Source organism: Micromonospora okii, from assembly GCF_020884795.1.
Classification (GTDB): Bacteria; Actinomycetota; Actinomycetes; order Mycobacteriales; family Micromonosporaceae; genus Micromonospora; species Micromonospora okii.
On sequence record NZ_BBZF01000018.1, the window covers coordinates 198,002 to 220,323 of the forward strand.

The following is a 22,322-nucleotide window of genomic DNA, read 5'->3' on the forward strand; positions in this document are numbered from 1 at the left end:
TCGCGCTCACTTGTTGCCCTCCTGTCCAGCCTCGGCGGCGGAACCCTCCCAGTGCGGGTTCTCCCAGATCACGGTGCCGCCCATGCCGATGCCGATGCACATGGCGGTGACGCCGTAGCGGACCTCGGGGTGCTCGGCGAACTGCCGCGCGAGCTGGGTCATCAGCCGCACGCCCGAGGAGGCGAGCGGGTGACCGATGGCGATCGCGCCGCCCCACGGGTTGACCCGGGGGTCGTCGTCGGCGATGCCGAAGTGGTCGAGGAAGGCGAGCACCTGCACGGCGAACGCCTCGTTCAGCTCGAACAGGCCGATGTCGTCGATGGTCAGGCCGGCGATGCGCAGGGCCTTCTCCGTCGACGGGATCGGGCCGACGCCCATCACCTCGGGCTCGACGCCGACGAAGCCGTACGACACCAGGCGCATCGCCACCGGCAGGCCCAGCTCGCGGGCGGTGGACTCGGCGGCGAGCAGGCTCGCGGTGGCGCCGTCGTTCAGGCCGGCCGCGTTGCCCGCGGTGACCTTGCCGTGCGGGCGGAACGGGGTCTTGAGGGTGGCGAGCTTCTCCATCGACGTGTCGCGCGGCGCCTCGTCGACTCCTGCCAGCCCCCAGCCGCCCTCGTCGTCCCGGATCGCCATCGGCACCAGGTCGTCCTGGAGCTTGCCGTTGGCGTACGCCTTCGCGGTCCTCTGCTGCGAGGCGAGCGCGAAGGCGTCGGTGCGCTCCTTGGTGATGTGCGGAACCCGGTCGTGCAGGTTCTCCGCGGTCGCTCCCATGACCAGCGCGGACGGGTCGACCAGCTTCTCCGCGACGATGCGCGGGTTGGGGTCCACGCCCTCGCCCATCGGGTGCCGGCCCATGTGCTCCACGCCGCCGGCGATGGCGACGTCGTACGCGCCCATGGCGATGCCGCCGGCCACGGTGGTGACGGCGGTCATCGCCCCGGCGCACATCCGGTCGATGGCGAAGCCGGGGACGGTCTTCGGCAGGCCGGCCAGCAGGGCGGCGGTGCGGCCGATGGTGAGGCCCTGGTCGCCGATCTGGGTGGTGGCGGCGATGGCGACCTCCTCGACCCGCTCCGGGGGCAACTGCGGGTTGCGGCGCAGCAGCTCGCGGATGCAGCGGATCACCAGGTCGTCGGCGCGGGTGTTGGCGTACATGCCACCCGCCTTGCCGAACGGGGTGCGGACGCCGTCGACGAAGACGACATCCCGAACTTCACGGGGCACTTGAGCCTCCTTTTCGACCGTCGTCCGGCCTCCGCGCCGACGGGCGGCGCCGGGAGGCGGAACGAGGATCGCCGGCACGGGCGTGTCCCTCGGATGCTACTCGTCGGTAACTATCGCCGACAGCACCCCCCGTGTGGCCCACCCCACACGCCGGCGCGGCCGGCGGCGGGCCCGACCCTGCGGCCCGCCGACGACCACCGTCAGCCCGCGACGGACGGGGGGACCAGGGCCTCGGCCAGCCCTCCGGTGAGGAGGCCGAGCTGCCACTCACGGGCACCGTAGCCGCGCAGCACCTCCGCGACCGTGGCCTCGGTGATCTCGTCCGGCGGCGTCCACGCGAGGCGGCGGATCGAGTCCGGGGCGATCAGGTTCTCCGGCGGCAGGGCGTGCTCGCCCGCGACGCGGACCACCACCTCCCGGCACCGGGCCAGCCGGCCGGCCGCCACCGGGTCCCGCTCCGCCCAGCGGTGCGGCGGGGGCGGCCCCTCCACGACCGGGGTCGCCGGCAGCGCGTCGTCCGGCAACTGCCGGGCGTCGTCCAGCGCCGCCAACCAGGTCCGGGCCAGCCGGCGCACCGACCGGCCGCCGAAACCGGGCAGGGTGAGCAGGGTCCTCTCGTCGCGCGGGTCCAGCTCGGCGGCGGCCACGATCGCCGAGTCCGGCAGCACCCGCCCCGGCGCGGAGTCCCGGCGGAGGGCGATCTGGTCCCGGGCGTACCACAGGGACCGGACCCGGGCCTGGGCCCGCGCCCCGCGCACCCGGTGGATGCCGGAGGTGCGCCGCCACGGCTCCGCGCGGACCCGGGGCGGCCGGGCGCCGTTGCGCACCAGCGCGGCGAACTCCTCCGCCGCCCACGCCGACTTGCCCTGCCGGGCCAGCTCCGCGTCGAGGGCGTCGCGCAGGTCCGTGAGCATCTCCACGTCCAGCGCGGCGTACGTCAGCCACGACTCCGGCAGCGGCCGGCTCGACCAGTCCGCCGCCGAGTGGTGCTTCTCCAGGCTGAACCCGAGTAGCTGCTCGGTCAGCGCGGCCAGGCCGACCCGCTCGAATCCCGCCAGCCGAGCGGCCAGTTCCGTGTCGAACAGCCGACGTGGGCGCAGCCCCACCTCGGCCAGGCAGGCAAGGTCCTGGCTGGCCGCGTGGAGCACCCACTCGGTGTCGGCGATGGCCGCGTCGAGGAGGCTCAGGTCGGGCAGCGGCAGCGGGTCGATCAGCGCCGTGCCCGCCCCGGCCCGCCGCAACTGCACCAGGTACGCCCGCTGGCTGTACCGGTACCCCGACGCGCGCTCGGCGTCCAGGGCGACCGGGCCGGTGCCGGCGGCGAATCGGGCGACGACCTCGGCGAGCTCGGCCTCGGTGGCCACCGGCTCGGGTGTGCCGTCTCGGGGCGCGATCAGCGGCACGGGCCCGCCGTCGGTCGGTTCGGGCTCCGCGTCCACCGGCTCGGGCACGGCCGACGACGGAAGGGGCGGCTCGTCTCCCGTTCGGCTTTCGACGGCCCGACGGCGCAGGGGTGGTTCGTCGGTCACCTGACAACCCTAGTGCGCGCGGCGATCCGCCGCGCGCAGCCGGGTGCGCCGTGTGTCGCGGCGGCGACTTGACGCGGCATGGCAGGGTCGGGACATCGGGGGAGACAAAGCGCGTTCGCGCGGGTACGTTCCTTCGGGCCCCCGGCCGGGACAAAATCGCGCGGGCGCGGACACCGGGGGCGGCTACGGGGAGGACGTGACGATGACGACGGCTGGGTACGGTCCGACAGGCGCGGGTCAGGGGGCCGGCGACGGCTCCGGCGCGGGCTGGGCCGACGCGACGCCGAGCGCCGAGGGGCGGGGCGCCGACAACCGCCCCGGCCCGCTGCCGCCCCGGATGGTCCCGCCCCGAGGCTCCGCCACCCCGTACCCGCCACTGGCCGCCCCCACCGGCCACGCCTCCGTCCCGGGTTACGCCCCTGCCCCCACCCCCGGCGGCCCCTTCCCGGGGCCCGCCCCCGCACCGGGACCCGCTGTGCCGGGCCAGGCTGCGATTCCTGGTCAGGCCGCCATTCCTGGTCAGGCGTCCGTGCCGGGACAGGCCGCCGCTGCCGGGAAGTGGCCCGGGGCCGCGCCCACCGGCTGGGCCGCTCCCGGGCAGCCCCCGCAGTCGCCGCAGCCCCCGCAGCCGCAACAGTCGCCGCCGACGCCGCTGCCGGGGCAGCCACCCGCTGGGCGCCCGGGAGTGCCCGGCACCCCGGTGGGGCAGTCCCCGGCGGCCGGGCCGGCGTACCCGCAGGGCGCGGCGGCGTATTCCCCGGGTGGGCCGACGCCGGCCGCCGGGCCCACCTGGTCCACGCCCGCCCCGGCCGGCGGCCCGACCCCCGCCGCGCCCGCCGCCCGGGGGCGGGCGCTCACCCTGGTCGCCTTCGGGCTGGCCGTGGTCCTGGCCGTGGTGGCGGGCGTGCAGGCGTACCAGATCAACCGGCTCTCCGACCGGCTCGGCGACACGAACCAGCGGCTGGCCGCCGGGCAGGAGGGCGACGGCAGCCGGCTCGACGGTCTGGACCAGCGGACCCGGGCCCTGGAGAAGCAGGCCGGGGCGCAGTTCAACCCGGAGGCGGTGGCCAGCGCGGCGCTGCCCAGCGTGTTCCGGGTGCGGGCCGGTCAGTTCACCGGCACCGCGTTCGCGATCGGCAAGCCGGCGAGCGGCGGCGGGACCAACCTGTTCACCAACTACCACGTGGTGGAGTCGATCTGGGCCGGCGGCGGCCGGGAGGTCTTCCTGGAGCGCACCGACCAGCGTTACCCGGCCACCATCGTGAAGGTGGACGAGGCCAACGACATCGCCCAGCTCCGCACCACCAGCAAGTTCACCGGCCTGGTGCCGGCCTCCGCCGCCGTCAAGTCCGGCCAGCAGATCGTCGTGGTCGGTGCCCCGCTCGGCCTCCAGGACAGCGTCACCACCGGCGTGGTCAGCGCCTTCCGCGAGGCCCGGCAGGGCTCGGGCCCGGTCATCCAGTTCGACGCACCGATCAACCCAGGCAACTCCGGCGGCCCGGTGATCAACGGCCAGAAGCAGGTGGTCGGGATCGCCACCGCCAAGGCCCGCGACGCCGAGGGCATCGGCCTCGCCGTACCCATCAAGGTCGCCTGCGACGGCTTCCGGATCTGCTGATCCGGGGGCGTCGGCCCCGTACCGCCCGGTCCGCCGCACCCCGTCCGGCCGCCGGGCCGCCTCACCTGGAGGAAGAGAAGATGACCCAGCCACCGAACGGGCCGGGGGGCCACCCGCCGTACCCGCCGGGCGGCGGGTACGGCCCCGGCCAGCCCGCCCCCCAGCAGTACGGCCCGCCCGGCCAGCCGAACGACCCGACCCGGCAGTTCACCCCCGGCCAGTACGGCGCGCCGCAGCCGGCGGCGGAGCCGACCCAGCAGTTCACCCCGGGCCAGTACGGCGCGCCGCAGCCCGGCCCCGCTGCGCCGCAGCAGCAGCCCCCGTCCTACGGCCAGCAGCCGCCCCAGTCGGCCCCGCCGTACCAGCCCGTCTCCACCCCGCCCGTCTCCACCCCGCCGTTCTCCGGCCCGGGGTACCCCCAGTCGGCGCCGCCGGCCTCCGGGCCCGGCTACGGCCAGCCGATGTCCGGCCCGCCGGGGGCGACGCCCCCCTACGGCGCCCCGGCACCCCCCGCCGGCAAGGGCAGGCGCGGCGTGCTGGTCCTGGCCCTGGTGGCCGGTCTGCTCTTCGTCCTCGGGGGCGTGATGACCGGCCTCTACCTGGCCAAGGGCAACGAGCTCGAAGACACCGAGAAGCGGCTGACGGCCCAGGTCAGCCAGCGGGACGGCACGATCGCGGCGAACAAGACCGAGATCGAGAAGCTCAAGTCGGATCTGCAGGGCGTGCGGGAGAAGCTCTCCAACACCGAGCAGGACCTCACCGGCACCCGCAACGACCGCGACGAGCAGGCCCGGCAGAAGAAGGTCATCGCCACCTGCCTGGACAAGCTCACCACCGCGCTGGCCGCGGCGGCGGCGAACAACAAGGCCGCCTACGACAAGGCCACCCAGGGCATGAACAAGGTCTGCGACGAGGCCGAGGACTACCTCTGACGGGTACGCCCCCGACGGCGGCCCTACCTGCTGACGGGCCGCGCCACCGACGGGCCGTGCCTCTGACGGCATGCCCACCCGGGCCGCGCCACCGGACACCACTCCGGGGCGCGGCCCGTCCCGTTTCCGGGCGCCGCCGCCGAAGCCTGAGATCATGGAAGGAACGGCCCCTGGAGGGGCCGTTTGCTGCCACGATCTGGCTGGGCGGAGGGCAGGCGGCTCAGGCGGCGCCGGCGGGGCGGCGCTCCGACAGGGCCGTCACGCCGGGCGGGGGCAGGCCCGCCGTCGAGGCGAGCAGCGCGCACCAGGCGAGGAGGTGGGGCGTCAGGTCGTCGTCGAGCGGCGTCCAGGAGGCGCGGATCTCGATGTCGGCGACGGCCGGCGGCCCGGCCAGCGCGCCGAACCGGGTCGACGTCGTCTGGGTGATCGTGCCGCCGAGCGCCCGGTGCGGCGCGTCCTGCGCGTCCAGCGCGTCGGTCAGCCAGGTCCAGCCCACGCCGGGCAGCAGCGGGTCGGCGGCCAGGTCGATCTCCAGCTCCGCCGTGACGTACGTGACCAGCCGTAGCGTGCCCTGCCACGCCTCGTGGCCGGCGGGGTCGTGCAGCAGGATCAGCCGACCCGTGGCGACCTCGTCGTCGTCGCGCACGACCGCGGCGGAGAGCGCGAAGGCGTACGGGGCGAGCCGCTGGGGCGCGCCGACCTCCTCCAGGACGATCTCCGACCGGGGCGCGGCCGACCGCAGCCCGGCGACCGCGCGGGCGAAGGTCTCCGGGAGCGCGATCGGGGGGGCCATGCCCGGCAGCCTATTCCGCCCGCTGCCCGCCCGCCCGGCGGCACGCCGACGACCGGCCACGGCGTGACCCCGCCCGCCCCGGTCGGGGCCGCCCGCCACCCCGCCCCGGTCGGGGCTGCCCGCCCCGCCCGGTCGCCCCCGCAGGGGTGATAGGGGAACCCTTCTCTACCGCAGGCGTTAACAAGGGGCCCTTCCTTACACCAGGCTCGGGCGTGGGACGATTGGCGCGATGAGCACCGACACCACGGGCGCCCCCGCCCGAGACGAGGAGCCGCGCCGCGACGGGACGGCCGCGTCGCCGTTCGTCCGGGCCTGCCGGCGCCAGGACGGCCCGCACACCCCGGTCTGGTTCATGCGTCAGGCCGGCCGCTCCCTGCCCGAGTACCGCGAGATCCGCGCCAACGTCGGGATGCTGGAGTCCTGCCGCCGCGCCGAGCTGGTCGCCGAGATCACCCTCCAGCCGGTCCGCCGGCACGGGGTCGACGCGGCGATCCTGTTCAGCGACATCGTGGTCCCGGTGGCCGCCGCCGGGGTGGACCTCGACATCGTGCCGGGCACCGGGCCGGTGGTGGCCGAGCCGGTGCGCACCGCCGCCGACGTGGAGCGGATCAGGCCGATCGGCCGCGACGACGTGCCCTACGTCGACGAGGCCGTCCGGCTGCTCGTCGCCGAGCTGGGCGACACCCCGCTGATCGGCTTCGCCGGGGCGCCGTTCACGCTGGCCAGCTACCTGGTGGAGGGCGGTCCGTCGCGCTCCCACGCCAGGACCAAGGCCCTGATGTACGGCGACCCGGACCTGTGGCACGCCCTGTGCGCCCGGCTGGCCGAGGTCACGCTGGCCTTCCTGCGGGTGCAGGTCGACGCCGGGGTGTCGGCGGTGCAGTTGTTCGACTCGTGGGCCGGCGCGCTGTCGGAGGCCGACTACCGGCGCTACGTGCTGCCGCACTCCACGAAGGTGCTCTCCGGGCTGGTCGACGCGGGCGTGCCCCGCATCCACTTCGGAGTGGGCACCGCCGAGCTGCTCGCCGCGATGGGCGAGGCCGGGGCCGACGTGGTCGGCGTGGACTGGCGTACCCCGCTGGACGTCGCGACCCGCCGGATCGGCCCCGACAAGGCGGTGCAGGGCAACCTGGACCCGGCCGTGCTGCTCGCCCCCTGGCCGGTCGTGGAGGGCGAGGTACGGCGCATCCTCGCCGAGGGCCGGGCCGCCCCCGGCCACGTCTTCAACCTCGGTCACGGCGTCCCGCCGGAGACCGATCCGGACGTGCTGACCCGGGTGGTCGCGCTGGTGCACGAGGTGTCCGCGCGCCCGGCGGAGTGAGGGAGTGACCGTGCGGCAGCCGTGGCGGGTGGCGATCGTCGGTGGCGGGATCACCGGGCTGGCCGCCGCCGTGCGGCTGCGCGACCGCGCGCCGGCGGGCACGGAGGTCACCGTGTACGAGCAGTCCGGCGCGCTCGGCGGCAAGCTGCGCACCGGCGAGCTGGCCGGCGGGCCCGTGGAGTTCGGGGCCGAGTCGTTCCTGATGCGGGACCCGGCCGGCGGGGAGTCCGCCGCGGTGACCCTGGCCCGCCGGTTGGGGCTGGCCGACGAGATCGTGCACCCGACCGTCGGGCAGGCCGCCCTCGCCGTCGACGGGGGGCTGCGCCCGGTCCCGGGCGGGACGCTGGTGGGCGTACCCGGGGATCTGGAGAAGGTGGCGGCGGTGGCGGAGCCCGCCACGGACGCCGACCGCGACGGCGGTCGGCCGCTGCTGGAGCCCGGCGCGGACGCCTCCGTCGGGGCGCTGGTGCGCGCCCGGCTCGGCGACGCGGTGGTGGACCGGCTGGTCGACCCGATGCTCGGCGGCGTCTACGCCGGGCGGGCCGACGACCTCTCCCTGGTCACCACCATGCCGGCGCTGGCCCGCGCCGCCCGCGTGGAGCACACCCTGGTCGGCGCGGTCCGGGCCGCGCAGGCCGCCGCGCCGCGCGCCCCCGGCGCCCCGGTCTTCGGCACCCTGGCCGGCGGGCTGAGCCGGCTGGTCACCGCCGCCGCCGAGGCCGCCGGGGCGACGATCCGCCGCGACGCCGCCGTCCGCGAGCTGACCCCGACACCGACGGGCTGGCGGCTGACCGTCGGCCCGACCCGTGACCCGGAACTGGTCGAGGCCGACGCGGTGATCCTCGCCGTGCCGGCCCGGCCGGCGGCCCGGCTGCTGGCCGGCGTCGGCGACCTCGCGCCCGGGGTCGCCGCGACCGTCGGCGAGCTGGACTACGCCAGCGTCGCCCTGGTCACCCTGGCCCTGCCGGAGCCGGCGCTGCCGGCGCTGTCCGGGTTCCTGGTGCCGGCCACCGAGGGGCTGCTGATCAAGGCGTCGACGTTCTTCACCACCAAGTGGGGGCACCTGGCCCGGCCGGACGGGCTGGCGCTGGTCCGCGCGTCGGTGGGCCGGTACGGCGAGGAGGCGTCCCTCCAGGTCGGCGACGACGACCTGGTGGCCACGGTGCACCGGGAGCTCTCCACCGTGCTGGGCACCGCGCTGCCCGCGCCGGTGGCCAGCCACGTGCAGCGGTGGGGCGGGGCGCTGCCGCAGTACACCCCGGGGCACCTCGACCGGGTGGCCGCCGTCCGCGCGGCGCTGCGCGTCGGCCCCCCGCGCCTGGCCCTGGCCGGTGCCGCCTACGACGGCGTCGGCATCCCGGTCTGCGTCCGCTCCGGCGAGACGGCGGCGGAAGAGATCATCGAAGCACTGGGAGGATCGGCAGCATGACCGAGCAGACCAACGCGGCCCGGCTCAAGGAACTGAACGACAGCATCCGCTACACGATGTGGTCGGTCTACCGGGCCACCAGCCCGCTGCCGTCCCTGCGCGACAACGTCATCGGCGAGGTCGAGGCCCTCTTCGAGGAGCTGGCCGGCAAGGACGTGACGGTCCGGGGCACGTACGACGTGGCCGGGCTGCGCGCCGACGCCGACCTGATGATCTGGTGGCACTCGTCGTCGAGCGACGCGCTCCAGGACGCGTACCTGCGGTTCCGCCGGACCACGCTGGGCCGCGCGATGACGCCGGTCTGGTCGCAGATGGCGCTGCACCGGCCGGCGGAGTTCAACAAGAGCCACATCCCGGCGTTCCTGGCCGGCGAGGAGGCGCGGGCGTACCTCTGCGTCTACCCGTTCGTGCGCTCGTACGAGTGGTACCTGCTGCCGGACGCCGAGCGGCGCGAGCTGCTCTCCGAGCACGGGAAGATGGCCCGGGGGTACCCGGACGTGCGGGCCAACACGGTCGCCTCGTTCGCCCTCGGCGACTACGAGTGGATGCTCGCCTTCGAGGCCGACGAGCTGCACCGCATCGTCGACCTGATGCGCGACCTGCGGGCGTCGCGGGCCCGCCGGCACGTGCGGGAGGAGATCCCGTTCTACACGGGCCGCCGCCGCTCGGTCGCCGACATCGTGACCTGCCTGGTCTGAGGTGTAAGGAAGGGCCCCCCGTTAACGCAAAACGTGGCGGATTCCAGGGGTCGTTGCACCATAGATGATCAACTGGTGTTGGTCAGTAGTTTAGCGAGGCGCTCGGCTGGGGTGTCCCAGCCGAGTGTTTTGCGTGGTCGGCCGTTGAGTTCGACGGCGACGGCGGCGAGGTGTTCGGGGGTGTGGACGGCGAGGTCGGTGCCTTTCGGGAAGTACTGGCGTAGCAGGCCGTTGGTGTTCTCGTTGGATCCGCGTTGCCAGGGTGAGTGGGGGTCGCAGAAGTACCGGGCATGCCGGTGGCGGTGCTGAACTGGTGATGCAGGGCCATTTCGGCGCCTTGGTCCCAGGTCAGGGAGCGTTTGAGGTGGGTGGGCAGGGTGGCGACGGTGGCTAGCAGCGCATCGCGGACTGCTTCGGCGGTGCGGTTTCGGCCGAGGTGGACCAGCAGGACGTAGCGGGTGGCGCGTTCGACGAGGGTGCCGATGGCGGAGGCGTTGTCCTTGCCGATGATGAGGTCGCCTTCCCAGTGTCCGGGCACGGCCCGGTCGGCGGCTTCGGCGGGTCGGTCGCTGATCATCACCATCGGGGTGGTGAAGCGGGACTGGCGTTGTCCGGGTTGACGGTGCGGCCGGCGCACCGCGCGGCCGGTGCGCAGCGCCCGGGTCAGCTCGCGGCGTAGCTCGCCGCGTCCTTGGACGTAGAGCGCCTGGTAGATCGTCTCGTGGGTCACGTGCATCCCTGGCCGGTCGGGGAAGTCCTGCCGTAACCGTCGCACGATCTGTTCGGGACTCCACCGTCGGTCCAGGCCGTCCTGCACCGCTTGGCGCAGTTTCGGATTCGCGGCGAGTCTGCTGATCTTCGGCCGGGGGCGCCGCGCGTCGGCCTGCGCCTGGGCCGCGTGCGGGCGGTAGTCCCCGGTCCGTGGGTGGGCGTTACGGCGCACCTCACGGCTGACCGTGGAGGGATCCCGTCCCAACTCGGCCGCGATCGACCGCAGCGATCTGCCCTCCCGGCGCAGGTCCGCGATCAAGATCCGATCCTCGACGGACAGGAACCGGCCGGAAGGGCTCGGCCGGGCGGGAGGCTGCGCCTCCCGCCCGGCCTGGCTTACTCGTCCGTACCGCCAACGGTGCCCGGTACGCCGGTTGACCCCGGCAACCCGGCACGCCTGCGCGGTACCCACACCTTGCGCCACAAGATCAAGATAAGCCTGGCGCTCGGCATGTAACTTCTTCCGCCCCTGCGGCAACCGGTCCTTACGAACTTCGAACACTGCAACCCCTGCAACTCAGGTGTTGCAACCACCACTAGAACCCAAGCGTTGTACAGGGGGCCCTTCCTAACGCGACGGCCGCCGGGGCGGCGCGCGGTCGACGTCGGACCCCGGCCGCGTCAGACCGTCGCCGTGCAGGTCGGCGTCGGCGCGGTGTTGGTGCCGGTCGACGAGGCGAGGAAGCCGAACGTGGTCTTCGCCCCGGGGGCCAGCGCCCCGTTGTAGTCGACGTTGCGCGCGGTCACCGTGGACCCGCTGCTCGTCACGGTGGCGCCCCACGAGGAGCTGATCCGCTGGCCGTTGGCGTACGTCCAGTTCACCGTCCAGCCCCTGATCGCCGACGACCCGGCGGTCACCTCGACCTCACCCTGGAACCCGCCGGACCAGGACGTGGTGACCCGGTACGTCGCCGTGCAGCGACCGGCCGCCGGGGGAGTGGTCGGCGGGGCGGCCGTCGGCGGCGGCGTGGTGGGCGGGGCGGCGGTCGGCGGCGGGGTCGTGGGCGGGGTGCTCGGGCCGGTGCCGCCGAAGTCCACGTCGCTGCACAGGTAGTACGACTGGTCCAGGTGGCTGGCCTGCCAGATGGTGTAGACGATGTGCCGGCCGCTGCGGCCCGGTGCGCTCGCCGGCACCTGGATCGACACGCCCTGGCTCTCCGGCGTCCACTGCGAGGCCGGCGTGTTGCCGATCTGGCCCGCCAGCTCCAGGTCGCTCCACGCCAGCGGTTTGGTGAGCGCGTTGAAGCCCTGCTTCGTCACGTACACCCGGATGTAGTCCGCGCCGTGGCTGGCCTGGTCCAGGAACTTGATGCGGAAGTTGTTGGTGGTCGGCGCGGCCCGCCACGCGCCGAGCGCGTCGAGCGCGTTGTACCGGCCGCTGTTGGAGCGGCCCCCGCTGCACAACTGGCCGTCGGGGATCGCGGCCTGGTGGTTGCCGGCGACGCCCTCGCGGAACAGGCCGTTCCAGTTCCACATGGCGTTCGGGTCGGCCTGCCACGCCTGCCAGCACATCGGGTCCTGGGTGGCCATGTTCGGGTTCTGGAAGTCGCTGCCCCAGCGCTGCCAGCAGCCGTAGTTGCGCGACGCCGGGTCGACGACGGAGCCGTGGGCGGACGCCGGGTTGGCCAGGGCGGTGGTGAGCAGCAGCGCGACGACCGCGCCGATGGCGAGCAGCCAGGCCGGCGCGAGCGGCGCGGGTCGGCTGCGGAGCAGGGGGGACATGGAGCCTCCGGGTGCAGGGTCGGACTGCGACGACGCCCGGACGCCCGGGAGTTGCCCCTCCCGTGCCGGCTCGCCTGACTCCCGTGACGGCTCTGCTGCGCAGATTTCCACACCCATTGTTCGATGTCAATCGATGGCGCGCTCCCGGCGCATCGGGGTGTGCGGGATGCCGTCCTCGACGTAGTCGGGGCCGCTGACGACGAAGCCGTGCCGGGTGTAGAACCCGGCGAGGTGCGACTGCGCCTCCAGCACGCACGGCCGGTCGCCCACCACGGCCAGCGCCTCGGCCATCAGCCGGCCGGCGTACCCGCCGCGCCGGGCCGCCGGCGCCACCACGACCCGGCCGATCCGCGCCAGGCCGCCGGGGTCGGCCAGGATCCGCAGGTACGCCACGACGGCGCCGTCCCGGGTCAGCCAGAGGTGCCGGGTGCCCGGCTCGACGTCCCGGCCGTCGAGTTCGGCGTACGGGCACCGCTGCTCCACGACGAACACGTCGATGCGGAGTCGGAGCAGGTCGTGGAAGGTGCGGGCGTCCAGCTCGGCGAAGGAGGCGAGCCGGACCTCGACGTTCTGCGGTGGCACCCGGCGATGGTAGGCCCCCCGCCGCCCGTGCAAGGAAGGGCCCCTTGTTAACACCCGTCTGTTAACAAGGGGCCCTTCCTTCTATGCGGGGCGGGCGCCGACGGCGTCGCGGATCTCCGCGCCCCGGTCGCCCTCCTCGGCGCGGGCGCAGTGGGCGCAGCAGAAGAAGCGCCCCGAGACCTCGACCCCGTGGCCGAGGATCTTGACCTGGCAGTGCTCGCAGATCGGGGCCAGCTTCTGCGCGGCGCACTCCAGGCAGTCGAAGGTGTGCGTGTCGCCGCTGACCGTGCGCACCTCGAACGCCATCCAGTAGTCGTTGCCGCAGACCTCGCACGCCGCCATGCCGTACCCCCGAAGAAAAGGACTCGTCTGCCCTCAGCGTGCGGCAACAGCCGGAAACGGACCCGCGAAACCGGCGAACCCGACCCGCCCCGGCGGCGTGTCGGGGCCGGCGTGTCGCGCGTTGTGCCTGGTGGAGGCCCCGAACCGGCGGAGGGTGACGTGATCAAGCGCAGCAGGCTGTTCGGCAACCAGACCCGGGTCACCTTCTGTCTGCCCCGCGACGCGCCGGCCGGCACGGTGAGCGTGGTCGGCTCCTTCAACGGCTGGGAGCCCGGCCGGCACGAGCTGGTCGCCCGCCGCGACGGCACCCGTACGGTGACCGTCCGGCTCCCGCCGGGCAGCCACCGGTTCCGCTACCTCGCCACGGGCGGGATCTGGCTGGACGACGAGTCCGCCGACCGGGTGGACGAGCAGGGCAGCCTGCTGCTGCTCTGACCGTGCGCTGCCCAAGATCCGAGCAACTTCGGGGAAAGTGCGGCCATCCCGCGCCGCCAGAGCCCACCTTCCCTGAAGTTGTGCAGATCTTGACCGCGCCGCCAGCCGCAGGTGGCGGTCGGTCCCGAGGCGCTAGGCAGGTTCCAGGCGCACCGAGATGGAGTTCACGCAGTGGCGGGTGTCCTTCGGGGTGAAGCCCTCGCCCCGGAAGACGTGCCCCAGGTGGCTGTCGCAGCGGGCGCAGCGGATCTCCGTACGCCGCATACCGAGGGTGTTGTCCTCGATCTCCTTCACCGCGCCCGGAATGGCGTCGTCGAAGCTCGGCCAGCCGCAGTGGGAGTCGAACTTCGTGTCGCTGGGGTACAGCTCCGCACCGCAGGCGCGGCAGTGGTAGACGCCCGGGGTCTTCGTGTCGACGTACTCGCCGGTCCACGGGCGCTCGGTGCCCGCCTCGCGCAGCACCCGGAACTCCTCGGGGCTGAGCCGGACCCGCCACTCGTCCTCGGTGCGGGGCAGTTCGTTCTCGTCAAGACTCACCCCGCAACGGTACGTCGGGTGTCGGTGCCGTGGCATATGGTCGCGGGATGGGTGGCACCTCGAAGACCACGGCCGACCAGATCGAGGTGGCCGGGCACACCGTACGGCTGAGCAGCCCGGAACGGGTGATCTTCCCGGAGCGGGGCTTCACCAAGGCGGACGTCTTCGGCTACTACCTGGCGGTCGGCGACGGCATCATGCGGGCCCTGCGGAATCGCCCCACCACCCTGCAACGCTTCCCCGAGGGCGTCGGCGGGGAGATGTTCTTCCAGAAGCGGGTGCCGACCCGGGGCGTGCCGCCGTGGGTCGCGACCGCCCGGATCAACTTCCCGAGCGGCCGTACGGCCGACGAGCTGTGCCCGGTCGACCTCGCCCACGTGGCCTGGGCCGCGCAGATGGGCACGATCGTGTTCCACCCGTGGCCGGTGCGCGCCGCCGACGTGGACCACCCCGACGAGCTGCGCATCGACCTCGACCCGCAGCCCGGCACCGACTTCGTCGACGCGGTCACCGCCGCCGCCGAGGTGCGGGCCCTGCTCGACGAGCTGGGCGCGACTGGCTGGCCGAAGACCTCCGGCGGCCGGGGCGTGCACGTCTACCTGCGCATCGCGCCCCGGTGGACGTTCACGCAGGTGCGCCGGGCGACCATCGCGCTGGCCCGCGAGCTGGAGCGCCGCCGCCCCGACCTGCTCACCACCGCCTGGTGGAAGGAGCAGCGGGGCGAGAAGGTGTTCGTCGACTACAACCAGATGGCGCGGGACCGCACGATCGCCTGCGCGTACTCGCTGCGGGCCAACGCCCGCGCCACCGTCTCCACCCCGGTCACCTGGGACGAGCTGCCCGACGTAGACCCGGACGAGTTCCACCTGGGCAGCGTCCCGGCGCGGCTGGCCGAGCGGGGAGACCCGCACGCCGGCATCGACGACGCCCCGTGGGACATCACACCGCTGCTGGAGTGGGCCGACCGGGACGACGCGGAGGGCCGGGGCGACCTGCCGTACCCGCCCGACCACCCGAAGATGCCGGGCGAACCCAAGCGGGTCCAGCCGAGCCGCGCGAAGGACCCCACCAGCTAGAACGCCTTCGTGGACCGCTCCCGGTGCAGACTGTCGGGTCTCATCGGTCGCCGGCCAGGGTGCCGGTGGGAAAGATGTACGAGTCGCCGCAGGACCGGGCGATCCTGGGCGACATGTCGGCCCGGTGGGCGGTCAGGTCGGCCGACCAGGCAGCGACGGTGGCATCTATGACGTGCCGACCGCACACGTACACCGACGCGTCGAGAGAGGCAAGCCGATCGAGGGCGGCGGGGGTGACGACCTCGATGCGTGCGGTGGCAGCCCTTCTGCACTCGGGCAGGGCGAACGGTAGGCCGCTCACAGGTCGGCATTCACTCTTCGGCGCAGGAAGCTGCGGGTCGAGTCGCCCGGACGCCCGTGCCGTCCAGGCCAGGAACCTGTCGAACAGTTCCTCTGGGGCCGGCGGTTGGCTCGGAGTGAGCTTCATCAGGTCCCCGGCGGCGTCGAACAGCATGCCCGCCATGTACACGGACAAGCCCGCGCTGTCCCGCCGGTAATCCATCGTCAGTAGCAGCCGGGCCGGCGGGCACGGCCAGGCGGCAGCGCACACCCGGCACAGCCACAAGGGGCGCATCGGAGCGTGCGGGCGGACGGCCCGGGCCTGCCGGCCGTGTACGGGCGAGGTGTTCGGCGGAGGCATCCCCACATCCTGCCAACGCTGTTAGCGATCGTCAACGGCTACCGCTGTTATCGACCGTAGAACAATCGGCAGTACCTACCGTCAACTCATGGTCGAGTTCGTGGGGATCGCTGAGATACGGGTGATGCTCGGCGGCGTGTCGCGGGCTCGGGCGTCCGTGATCGCGTCTCGCCGCGACTTCCCCGCCCCCTACCAGGTGTTGACCATGGGGCAGATCTGGCGGAAGACCGACGTCGAAGAGTGGATCAGAAAGTATCGGCCGGACCTGGCCGCCGACTGAGCCGGCGGGGCAGGGCCTCGGGTCAGCGCACCGGCCCCGTCATCGCCTCGACCGCCTCCTTGGCCGTGCGCAGGTCCACGCCCGTCGCCTCCCGGTACGCCTTGATCGCCGCGATCTTGTTGCCGCGCGCCAGGTGCTCCCGGACCCCGGGCGGCGCCGGGTTCGGGTCGACCACCCCGAGGTGGTCCATGACCAGTTGCAGCCGACGCTCGATCTGGGCCAGCCGGGGCCCGACGGTGCGGTCCTGCCGGGAGTTGGCCGTCTGCGCGGCCAGCAGCAGCACGACGCCGAGCAGCAGCACGCCGAGGACGATATCCATGCCCGACATCCAAGCAGGCCGGTGCCCGTACCGGCCCGCCCGCCCGCTCCCGGGGCGGTCCAAGCCGGCAACCGGCGCGGCATCGCACGCATAACGGTCGGGTAACGGGCGCGAACCTTTTCCCGCCCGCAGTCGCTCTTTGTCGGCGTCGGGCCGCTGGGCTGCGCGGGGGAGGCGTCGGGATGGCGATGGTGTGGAGGCGGGCGCGGGCCGCCCGGGGGCTGCTGCTCGCCGCTGCGGCGGCGGCCCTGGTGGCGGTCGCCCTGGTCACCGGGCTGGCCGACTACAACCGGCGGGCCGTGGACGCGGGGCAGCGCGCGGTGCTCGCCGCGTCCCCCGCGCAGGAGCGCAGCCTGCTGGTCAGCGGCTCCGCCGGCCCCGACCTCGCCACCTTCGCCGCCCGGGACCGGGCCGTGCGCGACCGCTTCGCCGCCGGCCTCGGCGGGGCGTCGGTGACGGTGCGTGGGGCCCGGTACGGCACGGGGCGGGAGCTGACCGGCGACCTCGGGGCGGCGCGGACCGGCGACGACCCGGTCTTCGCCGAGCTGGCGACCCTGGAGGACCTGGCCGGGCACGCCGAGCTGGTGGCCGGGCGGCAGCCGCGCGCCGGTGCCGTGCCGACGCAGGTGCTCCTGCCGGAGCGGGTGGCCGGCGCGCTGGGCCTGGGCGTCGGCGAGCGGGTGCCGCTGCGCGACCGGGCCACCGAGCGGACCGGGCAGGTCGAGGTGGTGGGGCTGTTCCGGCCCCGGGACCCCGCCGGGTCGTACTGGCGGCTGGCGCCGGGGGCCGCCGCCGACTCCGACACGTCGTACGGGCCGTTCCTGCTCGACCCGGCCGACTTCGACCGGGCCTTCCCCGGCTCCACGTCGGCCGCCTGGCTGGTCGAGCCGGACCTGGCGGCCGTCGAACCGGGCCGGCTGGGCGCGGTGAAGCGCGCCGTCGCCGCCCAGGTCGCCGAGCTGCCCGAGGCGACCGGCCTGGGCTCCTCCGCGCAGACCGTCACCAGCATGGACCGGCTGCTCGACCGGCTCGGCCGCGCCGACCTGGTGGGCCGGTCGGCGCTGCTCACCCCGCTGCTGCTGATCCTGGTCCTCGGCGGGTACACGCTGGTCCTGGTGGCCGCGCTGCTCAACGAGGACCGCCGGGGGCAGACCGCGCTGCTGCGCGCCCGGGGCGCGGCCCGGCGGCAGATCGCCGGGCTGGCCGCCCGGGAGGCGCTGCTGGTGGTCGCGCCGGCCGCCCTGCTCGGGCCGCCGCTGGCCGCCGAGGCGCTGCGCCTCATCGGCCGGAACCAGGGCTGGTCGGAGCTGCCGGGCGGGGGCGGAGCGACGGCGCTCGCCGCCGGCGGCTCGACGCTCACCTGGGCGGTCGCCTCCGCCACCGCGGCCGGGTGCCTCGCGGCCATGGTGCTGCCGGCGATGCGCCGGGCCGGCACGTACGTGGCGGACATGGCGGCCCAATCCCGGCCGAGCCGCGCCGCCACCGCCCAGCGGGCCGGCGCGGACCTGGCCCTGGTCGGCCTGGCCGTGCTCGCCTGGACCCAGCTCCGCCAGTACTCCTCCCCGCTGACCGGCTCCGGCGGTCGGCTCGGCGTCGATCCCCTGCTGGTGGCGGCCCCCACGCTGGGCGTGCTCGCCGGGGCCGTCGTCGCGCTGCGCCTGCTCCCGCCGGCCACCCGGTTCGCGGAGCGCTTCGTCGATCGCCGGCCCTGGACGGCCGCCATGCTCGGCATGTGGCAGGCGGGCCGCCGGCCGCACGCCGGGCCGGTGCTGCTGCTCGCGCTCGCCGTGGGCGGCAGCACCCTGGCCTGGTCGCTGGTGACCACGGGCGAGCGGTCCCACGCCGACCAGGCCGACCACACCGTCGGCGCGGACCTGCGGCTGGTCGAACGCTCCGGGGCCGCGCCGCCCGACCGGGCCGCGCGCCTCGCCGCCGCCCCCGGCGTCGACCGGGCGCTGCCGGCCTGGCGCGACGACATCCGGCTGGGGCGCGAGGACCTGCCGGTGAGCGTGCTGAGCCTGGACGCGGCGGCGGCCCCCGACGTCGTACGCCTCGACGCCCGGCTGGCCGACGAGCCGCCCCGCGCCCTCTTCGACCGCCAGGTACGCGACCGGGTCGCCCCCGTCGGCGTCGAGCTGCCCGCCGCCGCCCGCCGGCTCACCGGCACCGTCCGCACCCCGGTGACCGAGCCGGTGCGCCCCCACCGGGTCGCCGTGTCCGTGCTGCTCACCACCGCCGACGGTGCCGCCTGGAAGCTGCCCCTGGGCACCGCCGGCAGCGACGGCCGGCCGGTCGGCGTGGCCGTGGACCTGCCCGACGGCGGCGGCCGGGCGTACCGGCTGGTGGGTTTCGAGGCCAGCGGCGGTCCGGCGGCCGGCCGGGGCTACGGGCTGACGGTGACCGGGCTGCGCGCGGTCGACGCCGCCGGGGCGGCGAGCCCGGTGCGGCTCACCGGGGACTGGGCGGTCCGCGCCGACGACCCGGACAGCGCGCAGCCGGTCACGGTCACCCCCGACGGGCTCTCCGGGGGTCGGACGGTGCGGTTCCTCGCCGGCGGCCGGTTCGCGTCGCAGCCGACCAGCCGCTTCGCCGTCGTGCCGGGCGGGGACAACCCGCCCGTGCCGGCGCTGATCACCCCGCAGGTGGCCCGGGCGCTGAGCGTCGGCCGGGGCGACACGATGGAGGTGGGCCTCTCCGGGGTGACGCTGCCGATCCGGGTGGTCGGCGAGGTCGCGGCCGTGCCGAGCGGCGGGTCGGCCGGCGTGCTGCTGGACCTGCCCGCCGCGGTCGACTGGCTGGTCCGCGCCCAGGGGGTCGTCCGGCCGGTCACCGAGTGGTGGGTCCGCACCGACCCCGCCGGGGCCGAGGCGGCGGCGCGGGCGGCCGGCGACCTGCCCGGAGTGACCGTGCTGGACCGGCGGGCGACGGCGGCGGAGGCCGGCCGCGACCCGTACTGGCTGGGCACGCGCACCGGCCTGCTCGCGGCGGCGGCCGGCTCCGTCCTGCTCGCCCTGGTCGGGCTGGGCGTGGACGTCTGGGCCACCGCGCGCCGCCGGCTCGGCGAGCTGGCGGTCCTGCACACCCTGGGCGCCCCGCCCCGGCTGCTGGCCCGCGCCCTGCTCGCCGAGCAGACCTTCCTGGCCGGGCTCGGCGTCGGCGTCGGGCTGCTGGTCGGTGCCGGGGTCGCCGCCACGATGGCGCCGCTGGTGGTGCTCACCCGCTCGGCGGACCGGCCGGTGCCGGAGGCGGCCTTCGCCCTGCCCTGGCCACCCGTCGCCGCCACCGCCCTCGGCCTGCTGCTGGCGGCGCTCGCGTGCAGCGCGGCGATCACCTCCGGCCTGCGCCGGCGGGTCGCGGCGGCGCAGCTCCGCGTCGGGGGCGACCGGTGACCGGGGCCGCCCGCCGGGTGCGGGCCGTCGGCGGCCAGTTCCTCCTGCTGGGCACGCTGGTCGCGCTGGCCGCGCTGCTGGTCGGCGGGGTGCCCCGGGTCGCGGACCGGCTCGCCTCGCAGGGGCTGCGGGAACACCTCGCCGCCCGCCCGCCCGCCGAGCGGGACCTCACGTACACCACCGCCGAGGCGCCCGTCGACCACTCCGTACGCGAGTCGGTCACCGCGCGGCGGGCCCGGGGCCTCGACGTGCTCCAGGAGGCGATGCCCGCCGCCGTCCGGAGGTCGGTGGAGAGCCGGTGGTACGTCGCGGAGAGCGCCCCCGGCCGGCTCACCGGCCCCGACCTGGCCGCGCGGAACCTGTTCGTCGTCTCCCGGCTGCGCGCGGTGCCCGGCATCGCCGACGCCGCCGCCCTCACCGAGGGACGCTGGCCGGCGGAGACGGCCGCCGACGGGCAGCCCGTCGAGGTCGCGCTCCCCGCCGACACGGCGCGGAAGCTGAACCTGCGTGTCGGCAGCCGCCTGGACTGGGGCGGCGGGGCCGGCCCCCTCCCGGTGCGCGTGGTCGGCGTCTTCGAGCCCACGCGCGACGGCGACGGCATCTGGGACGCCCTGCCCCAGGTGCTGCGGGTCACCGAGCCGGCCGGCGACGCCCAGCCGTACGAGATAGTGGCCGTGACCGGCAGCGCCGGCCTGGACGCGGCGGTCGCGGCCGGCGCGCCGGCCCGGTTCTCCTGGCGCTTCCGCCTCGGCGGCGCGCTGACCGTCGCCGAGGCCCCCGGCGTCGTCGACGGCGTGCGGCTGCTGGTGCGGCAGAGCCCGCCGGGGCTCAGCGTCACCCAGTCCGTCGACGTCCCGCTGCGGCAGTTCCTCGACGCGCTCGCCGCCGCCCGGGCGCTGCTCGCGGTGATCGCCGCTGGGGTGCTGGCCACCGTCGCCGGGCTGATCGCGCTCGCCGCCCGCCTCGCGGCCCGCCGCCGGGAGACCGAGTTCGCGCTGCTCGTCGCCCGGGGCGGCACCCCGGCCGGCGTCGCCCTCCGCAGCCTCGCCGAGTCGGCGCTGGTCGTCCCGCCGGCTGCGGCGCTCGGCTGGCTGCTCGGCCGGCTCCTGCCGGGCGGCGACGCCGGGACGGGCTGGCCGGTCCTCGCCGTGGCGGTCCTGGCCGCCCTGGCCCTGCCGCTGGCCACGCTCGCCGGCGCGGCCCCGCCGGGCACCCGGCGCGACCTGCTCGGGGCGCGCCCCGGCGCGCGCCGGCTCACCGGCGAACTCCTCGTCGTGGCCCTCGCCGTGCTGGCCACGGTCCTGATCCGGCGGCGGGGGCTCGCCCCCGGCTCCGTCGATCCGCTGCTGGTCGCCGTGCCGGTGCTGCTGGCCGTCGCGGCGGCGGTGCTGGCGCTGCGGCTCTACCCCTGGCCGCTGCGGCTGCTGGGCCGGCTCGCCGCCCGGACGCGGGGCAGCGTGGCCTTCCTCGGCGTGGCCGGGGCGAGCCGGTCGGCGGCCCTCGGCCCGGTGGTCGTCGTGGTGGTCGCGGTCGCGACGGCGGCGTTCTGCGCCGTCGTGGCCGGCGGCATCGAGGCCGGGCGGGACCGGGAGGCGACCCGGGCCGTGCCGGCGTCCGCGCTGGTCGACGGCGAGCGGCTCGCCCCGGAGACCGGCGCGGCCCTGCAACGGCTGCCCGGCGTGCGGCGCGCGACCCCGGTGCTGCGCGAGGGGTCGCTGCGCATCGCCGACGCGCGCGGCGTCGACGCGGGGCTCGCCCCCGTCTCCGTGCTGCTGGTCGACGGGCCGGGCCTCGCCGACGCGGCGCGGGACGCCGGGCTGGCGCTGTCGGTGCCGGCGGCGCTGCGCGGCGGCCCGCAGCCCGGCCCGGCGACCGCGATCGTCTCGCCGGGACTCGCCGCCGAACTGGCCCGCGCCGGCCTGGACGCCTCGGCCCGGGTGACCGTGCAGGGGCGCGACCTCCCGTTCCGGGTGGCCGGCACGGCGGACGGCTTCCCGCTCGTGCCGCGCGCCGCCGAGCGGTTCGTGGTGCTGCCCTGGCAGTCCCTCCCCGACGCCGGCCCGGCCGGGCCGGTGCCGACGGGCTTCCTGGTCTCCGGCGACGGCTTCGACCCGGGGGCGCTGCGGCAGGCCGGCGACGAGGGGCAGCGCCGCTACCAGACCGGCGGCACCGTCGCCGCCGGGGAGCGCCCGCGTGCCTCCGAGGTGACCACCTGGCGGCAGGCCCGCCACCAGCTCGGCGGCGGCGGCGCGAACGGCCTGCTGGTCTTCGGGTTCGCGGCCGGCGCGGCGGGCGGGGCCGCCCTCGGCCTGCTCGCGGTCGCCTTCGCGGTGCTCGCCGGGGCGCGGGCCCGCGCGCAGGCCCTCTCCCGGCTGCGCACCCTCGGCCTGTCCCGCCGGCAGTGGCGCGGGCTGCTGCTGGTGGAGCTGACGCCCCTGGTCGCCGTCGCGCTGCTCACGGGCGCGGTGACGGGGGCGGCGCTGCCCCTGCTGCTCACCCCGGCGCTCGGGCTCGGCGCGTTCACCGGTGGCACGCCGGTGCGGATCGCGTTCTCACCCGGGCTGGTCGGGGCCGTGGTCGCGGCCGGCGCGGTGGCGCTCGCCCTCGCGGTGACCGTGGAGACGCTGAACAACCGCCGGATGCGCCTCGGTGAGGTGCTGCGGCTCGGAGAGGAGAGCTGAC

At 75.8% G+C, this 22,322-nt stretch carries 19 protein-coding genes and 2 pseudogenes; 10 read left to right on the forward strand and 11 right to left on the reverse strand.

All coding sequences use genetic code 11. The annotated features are described in order from the left end of the window. Window positions 1-6 precede the first annotated feature (6 nt). Both LPU43_RS16185 and LPU43_RS16190 read right to left on the reverse strand, forming a co-directional pair. Window positions 7-1,227, reverse strand: coding sequence for a thiolase family protein (locus tag LPU43_RS16185; RefSeq protein ID WP_229401262.1), 1,221 nt, complete (start codon window positions 1,225-1,227; stop codon window positions 7-9). A 200-nt stretch (window positions 1,228-1,427) separates the two neighbouring features. Continuing rightward, a complete protein-coding gene (locus tag LPU43_RS16190; protein ID WP_229401263.1) occupies window positions 1,428-2,756 on the reverse strand; it encodes an HRDC domain-containing protein in 1,329 nt (442 codons plus the stop codon). Window positions 2,757-3,093: 337 nt separating this feature from the next. Between LPU43_RS16190 and LPU43_RS16195 the strand changes: the two genes are divergently transcribed. Together LPU43_RS16195 and LPU43_RS16200 are read left to right on the forward strand one after the other, a co-directional pair. Further along, window positions 3,094-4,374 (forward strand): S1C family serine protease, encoded by a 1,281-nt coding sequence (locus LPU43_RS16195; RefSeq protein ID WP_444543572.1) that lies wholly within the window; start codon window positions 3,094-3,096, stop codon window positions 4,372-4,374. Between the two features lie 80 nt (window positions 4,375-4,454). After that, a complete protein-coding gene (locus tag LPU43_RS16200; protein WP_229401264.1) occupies window positions 4,455-5,306 on the forward strand; it encodes a hypothetical protein in 852 nt (283 codons plus the stop codon). A gap of 220 nt (window positions 5,307-5,526) precedes the next feature. Here the strand turns inward: LPU43_RS16200 and LPU43_RS16205 are convergent, their stop codons facing one another. Further along, window positions 5,527-6,099 carry a DUF3000 domain-containing protein gene (locus tag LPU43_RS16205; RefSeq protein ID WP_229401265.1) on the reverse strand — a complete coding sequence of 191 codons (573 nt, stop codon included), beginning with the start codon at window positions 6,097-6,099 and terminating at the stop codon, window positions 5,527-5,529. Window positions 6,100-6,328: 229 nt separating this feature from the next. On the opposite strand from LPU43_RS16205, the gene hemE reads away from it, so the two are divergent. Genes hemE through hemQ form a run of 3 tightly spaced genes read left to right on the forward strand, consistent with a single transcriptional unit; the run spans window position 6,329 to window position 9,547 of the window. Beyond that, a complete protein-coding gene (gene hemE / locus LPU43_RS16210; RefSeq protein WP_229401266.1) occupies window positions 6,329-7,420 on the forward strand; it encodes a uroporphyrinogen decarboxylase in 1,092 nt (363 codons plus the stop codon). A 10-nt stretch (window positions 7,421-7,430) separates the two neighbouring features. Then, window positions 7,431-8,849, forward strand: a complete 1,419-nt coding sequence (gene hemG / locus LPU43_RS16215; RefSeq protein WP_229401267.1) for a protoporphyrinogen oxidase — start codon at window positions 7,431-7,433, stop codon at window positions 8,847-8,849. Continuing rightward, complete coding sequence (gene hemQ, locus LPU43_RS16220) at window positions 8,846-9,547, forward strand: hydrogen peroxide-dependent heme synthase (RefSeq protein ID WP_229401268.1); 702 nt, start codon at window positions 8,846-8,848, stop codon at window positions 9,545-9,547. The genes hemG and hemQ overlap by 4 nt, the downstream gene beginning before the upstream one ends. A 68-nt stretch (window positions 9,548-9,615) precedes the next feature. Here hemQ and LPU43_RS16225 read toward each other — a convergent pair. The 4 genes and pseudogenes from LPU43_RS16225 to LPU43_RS16240 all read right to left on the reverse strand — a co-directional run bounded on the left by LPU43_RS16225 (window position 9,616) and on the right by LPU43_RS16240 (window position 12,964). Further along, window positions 9,616-10,820: pseudogene (locus LPU43_RS16225) on the reverse strand (IS30 family transposase). A gap of 119 nt (window positions 10,821-10,939) precedes the next feature. After that, window positions 10,940-12,040 (reverse strand): lytic polysaccharide monooxygenase auxiliary activity family 9 protein, encoded by a 1,101-nt coding sequence (locus tag LPU43_RS16230; RefSeq protein WP_229401269.1) that lies wholly within the window; start codon window positions 12,038-12,040, stop codon window positions 10,940-10,942. A gap of 126 nt (window positions 12,041-12,166) precedes the next feature. Then, the gene (locus LPU43_RS16235; RefSeq protein ID WP_229401270.1) at window positions 12,167-12,622 is read right to left on the reverse strand and encodes a GNAT family N-acetyltransferase; all 456 of its coding nucleotides are present in this window, start codon (window positions 12,620-12,622) and stop codon (window positions 12,167-12,169) included. An 81-nt stretch (window positions 12,623-12,703) separates the two neighbouring features. After that, entirely contained in the window at window positions 12,704-12,964 is a 261-nt protein-coding gene (locus LPU43_RS16240; RefSeq protein ID WP_229401271.1) for a metallothionein, read from the reverse strand. A 159-nt stretch (window positions 12,965-13,123) separates the two neighbouring features. Here LPU43_RS16240 and LPU43_RS16245 point away from each other — a divergent pair, with 159 nt between their 5' ends. Next, entirely contained in the window at window positions 13,124-13,399 is a 276-nt protein-coding gene (locus tag LPU43_RS16245) for an isoamylase early set domain-containing protein (RefSeq protein ID WP_229401272.1), read from the forward strand. Window positions 13,400-13,531: 132 nt separating this feature from the next. Here LPU43_RS16245 and msrB read toward each other — a convergent pair whose 3' ends face one another. Then, on the reverse strand, window positions 13,532-13,936 hold the full coding sequence (gene msrB / locus LPU43_RS16250; protein ID WP_229401273.1) for a peptide-methionine (R)-S-oxide reductase MsrB: 405 nt from the start codon (window positions 13,934-13,936) through the stop codon (window positions 13,532-13,534). A 47-nt stretch (window positions 13,937-13,983) separates the two neighbouring features. On the opposite strand from msrB, the gene ligD reads away from it, so the two are divergent. After that, window positions 13,984-15,012 (forward strand): non-homologous end-joining DNA ligase, encoded by a 1,029-nt coding sequence (gene ligD, locus LPU43_RS16255; RefSeq protein WP_229401274.1) that lies wholly within the window; start codon window positions 13,984-13,986, stop codon window positions 15,010-15,012. Window positions 15,013-15,052: 40 nt separating this feature from the next. On the opposite strand, the gene LPU43_RS16260 is transcribed toward ligD, so the two are convergent. Beyond that, on the reverse strand, window positions 15,053-15,313 hold the full coding sequence (locus tag LPU43_RS16260; protein WP_229401414.1) for a hypothetical protein: 261 nt from the start codon (window positions 15,311-15,313) through the stop codon (window positions 15,053-15,055). A 48-nt stretch (window positions 15,314-15,361) separates the two neighbouring features. Then, a pseudogene (locus LPU43_RS16265) lies at window positions 15,362-15,652 on the reverse strand (hypothetical protein); the annotation flags it as partial. 88 nt (window positions 15,653-15,740) lie between these two features. Here LPU43_RS16265 and LPU43_RS16270 point away from each other — a divergent pair. Next, window positions 15,741-15,932: a hypothetical protein gene (locus LPU43_RS16270; RefSeq protein ID WP_229401275.1), complete on the forward strand. Its 192-nt coding sequence runs from the start codon at window positions 15,741-15,743 to the stop codon at window positions 15,930-15,932. Between the two features lie 22 nt (window positions 15,933-15,954). Here the strand turns inward: LPU43_RS16270 and LPU43_RS16275 are convergent, their stop codons facing one another. Further along, window positions 15,955-16,251, reverse strand: coding sequence for a hypothetical protein (locus tag LPU43_RS16275; protein ID WP_229401276.1), 297 nt, complete (start codon window positions 16,249-16,251; stop codon window positions 15,955-15,957). A gap of 182 nt (window positions 16,252-16,433) precedes the next feature. On the opposite strand from LPU43_RS16275, the gene LPU43_RS16280 reads away from it, so the two are divergent. Together LPU43_RS16280 and LPU43_RS16285 are read left to right on the forward strand one after the other, a co-directional pair. Continuing rightward, a complete protein-coding gene (locus tag LPU43_RS16280) occupies window positions 16,434-19,640 on the forward strand; it encodes an FtsX-like permease family protein (protein WP_229401277.1) in 3,207 nt (1,068 codons plus the stop codon). Beyond that, complete coding sequence (locus LPU43_RS16285) at window positions 19,637-22,321, forward strand: FtsX-like permease family protein (RefSeq protein WP_229401278.1); 2,685 nt, start codon at window positions 19,637-19,639, stop codon at window positions 22,319-22,321. The genes LPU43_RS16280 and LPU43_RS16285 overlap by 4 nt, the downstream gene beginning before the upstream one ends. The last annotated feature ends 1 nt before the right edge of the window (window position 22,322 follow it).

Coding starts and splice junctions, on each gene's coding strand:
- LPU43_RS16280 (WP_229401277.1), top strand. CDS start 16,434: ATGGCGATGGTGTGGAGGCGGGCGCGGGCCGCCCGGGGGCTGCTGCTC.
- ligD (WP_229401274.1), top strand. CDS start 13,984: ATGGGTGGCACCTCGAAGACCACGGCCGACCAGATCGAGGTGGCCGGG.
- LPU43_RS16205 (WP_229401265.1), bottom strand. CDS start 6,099: ATGGCCCCCCCGATCGCGCTCCCGGAGACCTTCGCCCGCGCGGTCGCC.
- LPU43_RS16275 (WP_229401276.1), bottom strand. CDS start 16,251: ATGGATATCGTCCTCGGCGTGCTGCTGCTCGGCGTCGTGCTGCTGCTG.
- LPU43_RS16230 (WP_229401269.1), bottom strand. CDS start 12,040: ATGTCCCCCCTGCTCCGCAGCCGACCCGCGCCGCTCGCGCCGGCCTGG.
- hemQ (WP_229401268.1), top strand. CDS start 8,846: ATGACCGAGCAGACCAACGCGGCCCGGCTCAAGGAACTGAACGACAGC.
- LPU43_RS16195 (WP_444543572.1), top strand. CDS start 3,094: ATGGTCCCGCCCCGAGGCTCCGCCACCCCGTACCCGCCACTGGCCGCC.
- LPU43_RS16240 (WP_229401271.1), bottom strand. CDS start 12,964: ATGGCGGCGTGCGAGGTCTGCGGCAACGACTACTGGATGGCGTTCGAG.
- LPU43_RS16270 (WP_229401275.1), top strand. CDS start 15,741: ATGGTCGAGTTCGTGGGGATCGCTGAGATACGGGTGATGCTCGGCGGC.
- LPU43_RS16200 (WP_229401264.1), top strand. CDS start 4,455: ATGACCCAGCCACCGAACGGGCCGGGGGGCCACCCGCCGTACCCGCCG.
- hemE (WP_229401266.1), top strand. CDS start 6,329: ATGAGCACCGACACCACGGGCGCCCCCGCCCGAGACGAGGAGCCGCGC.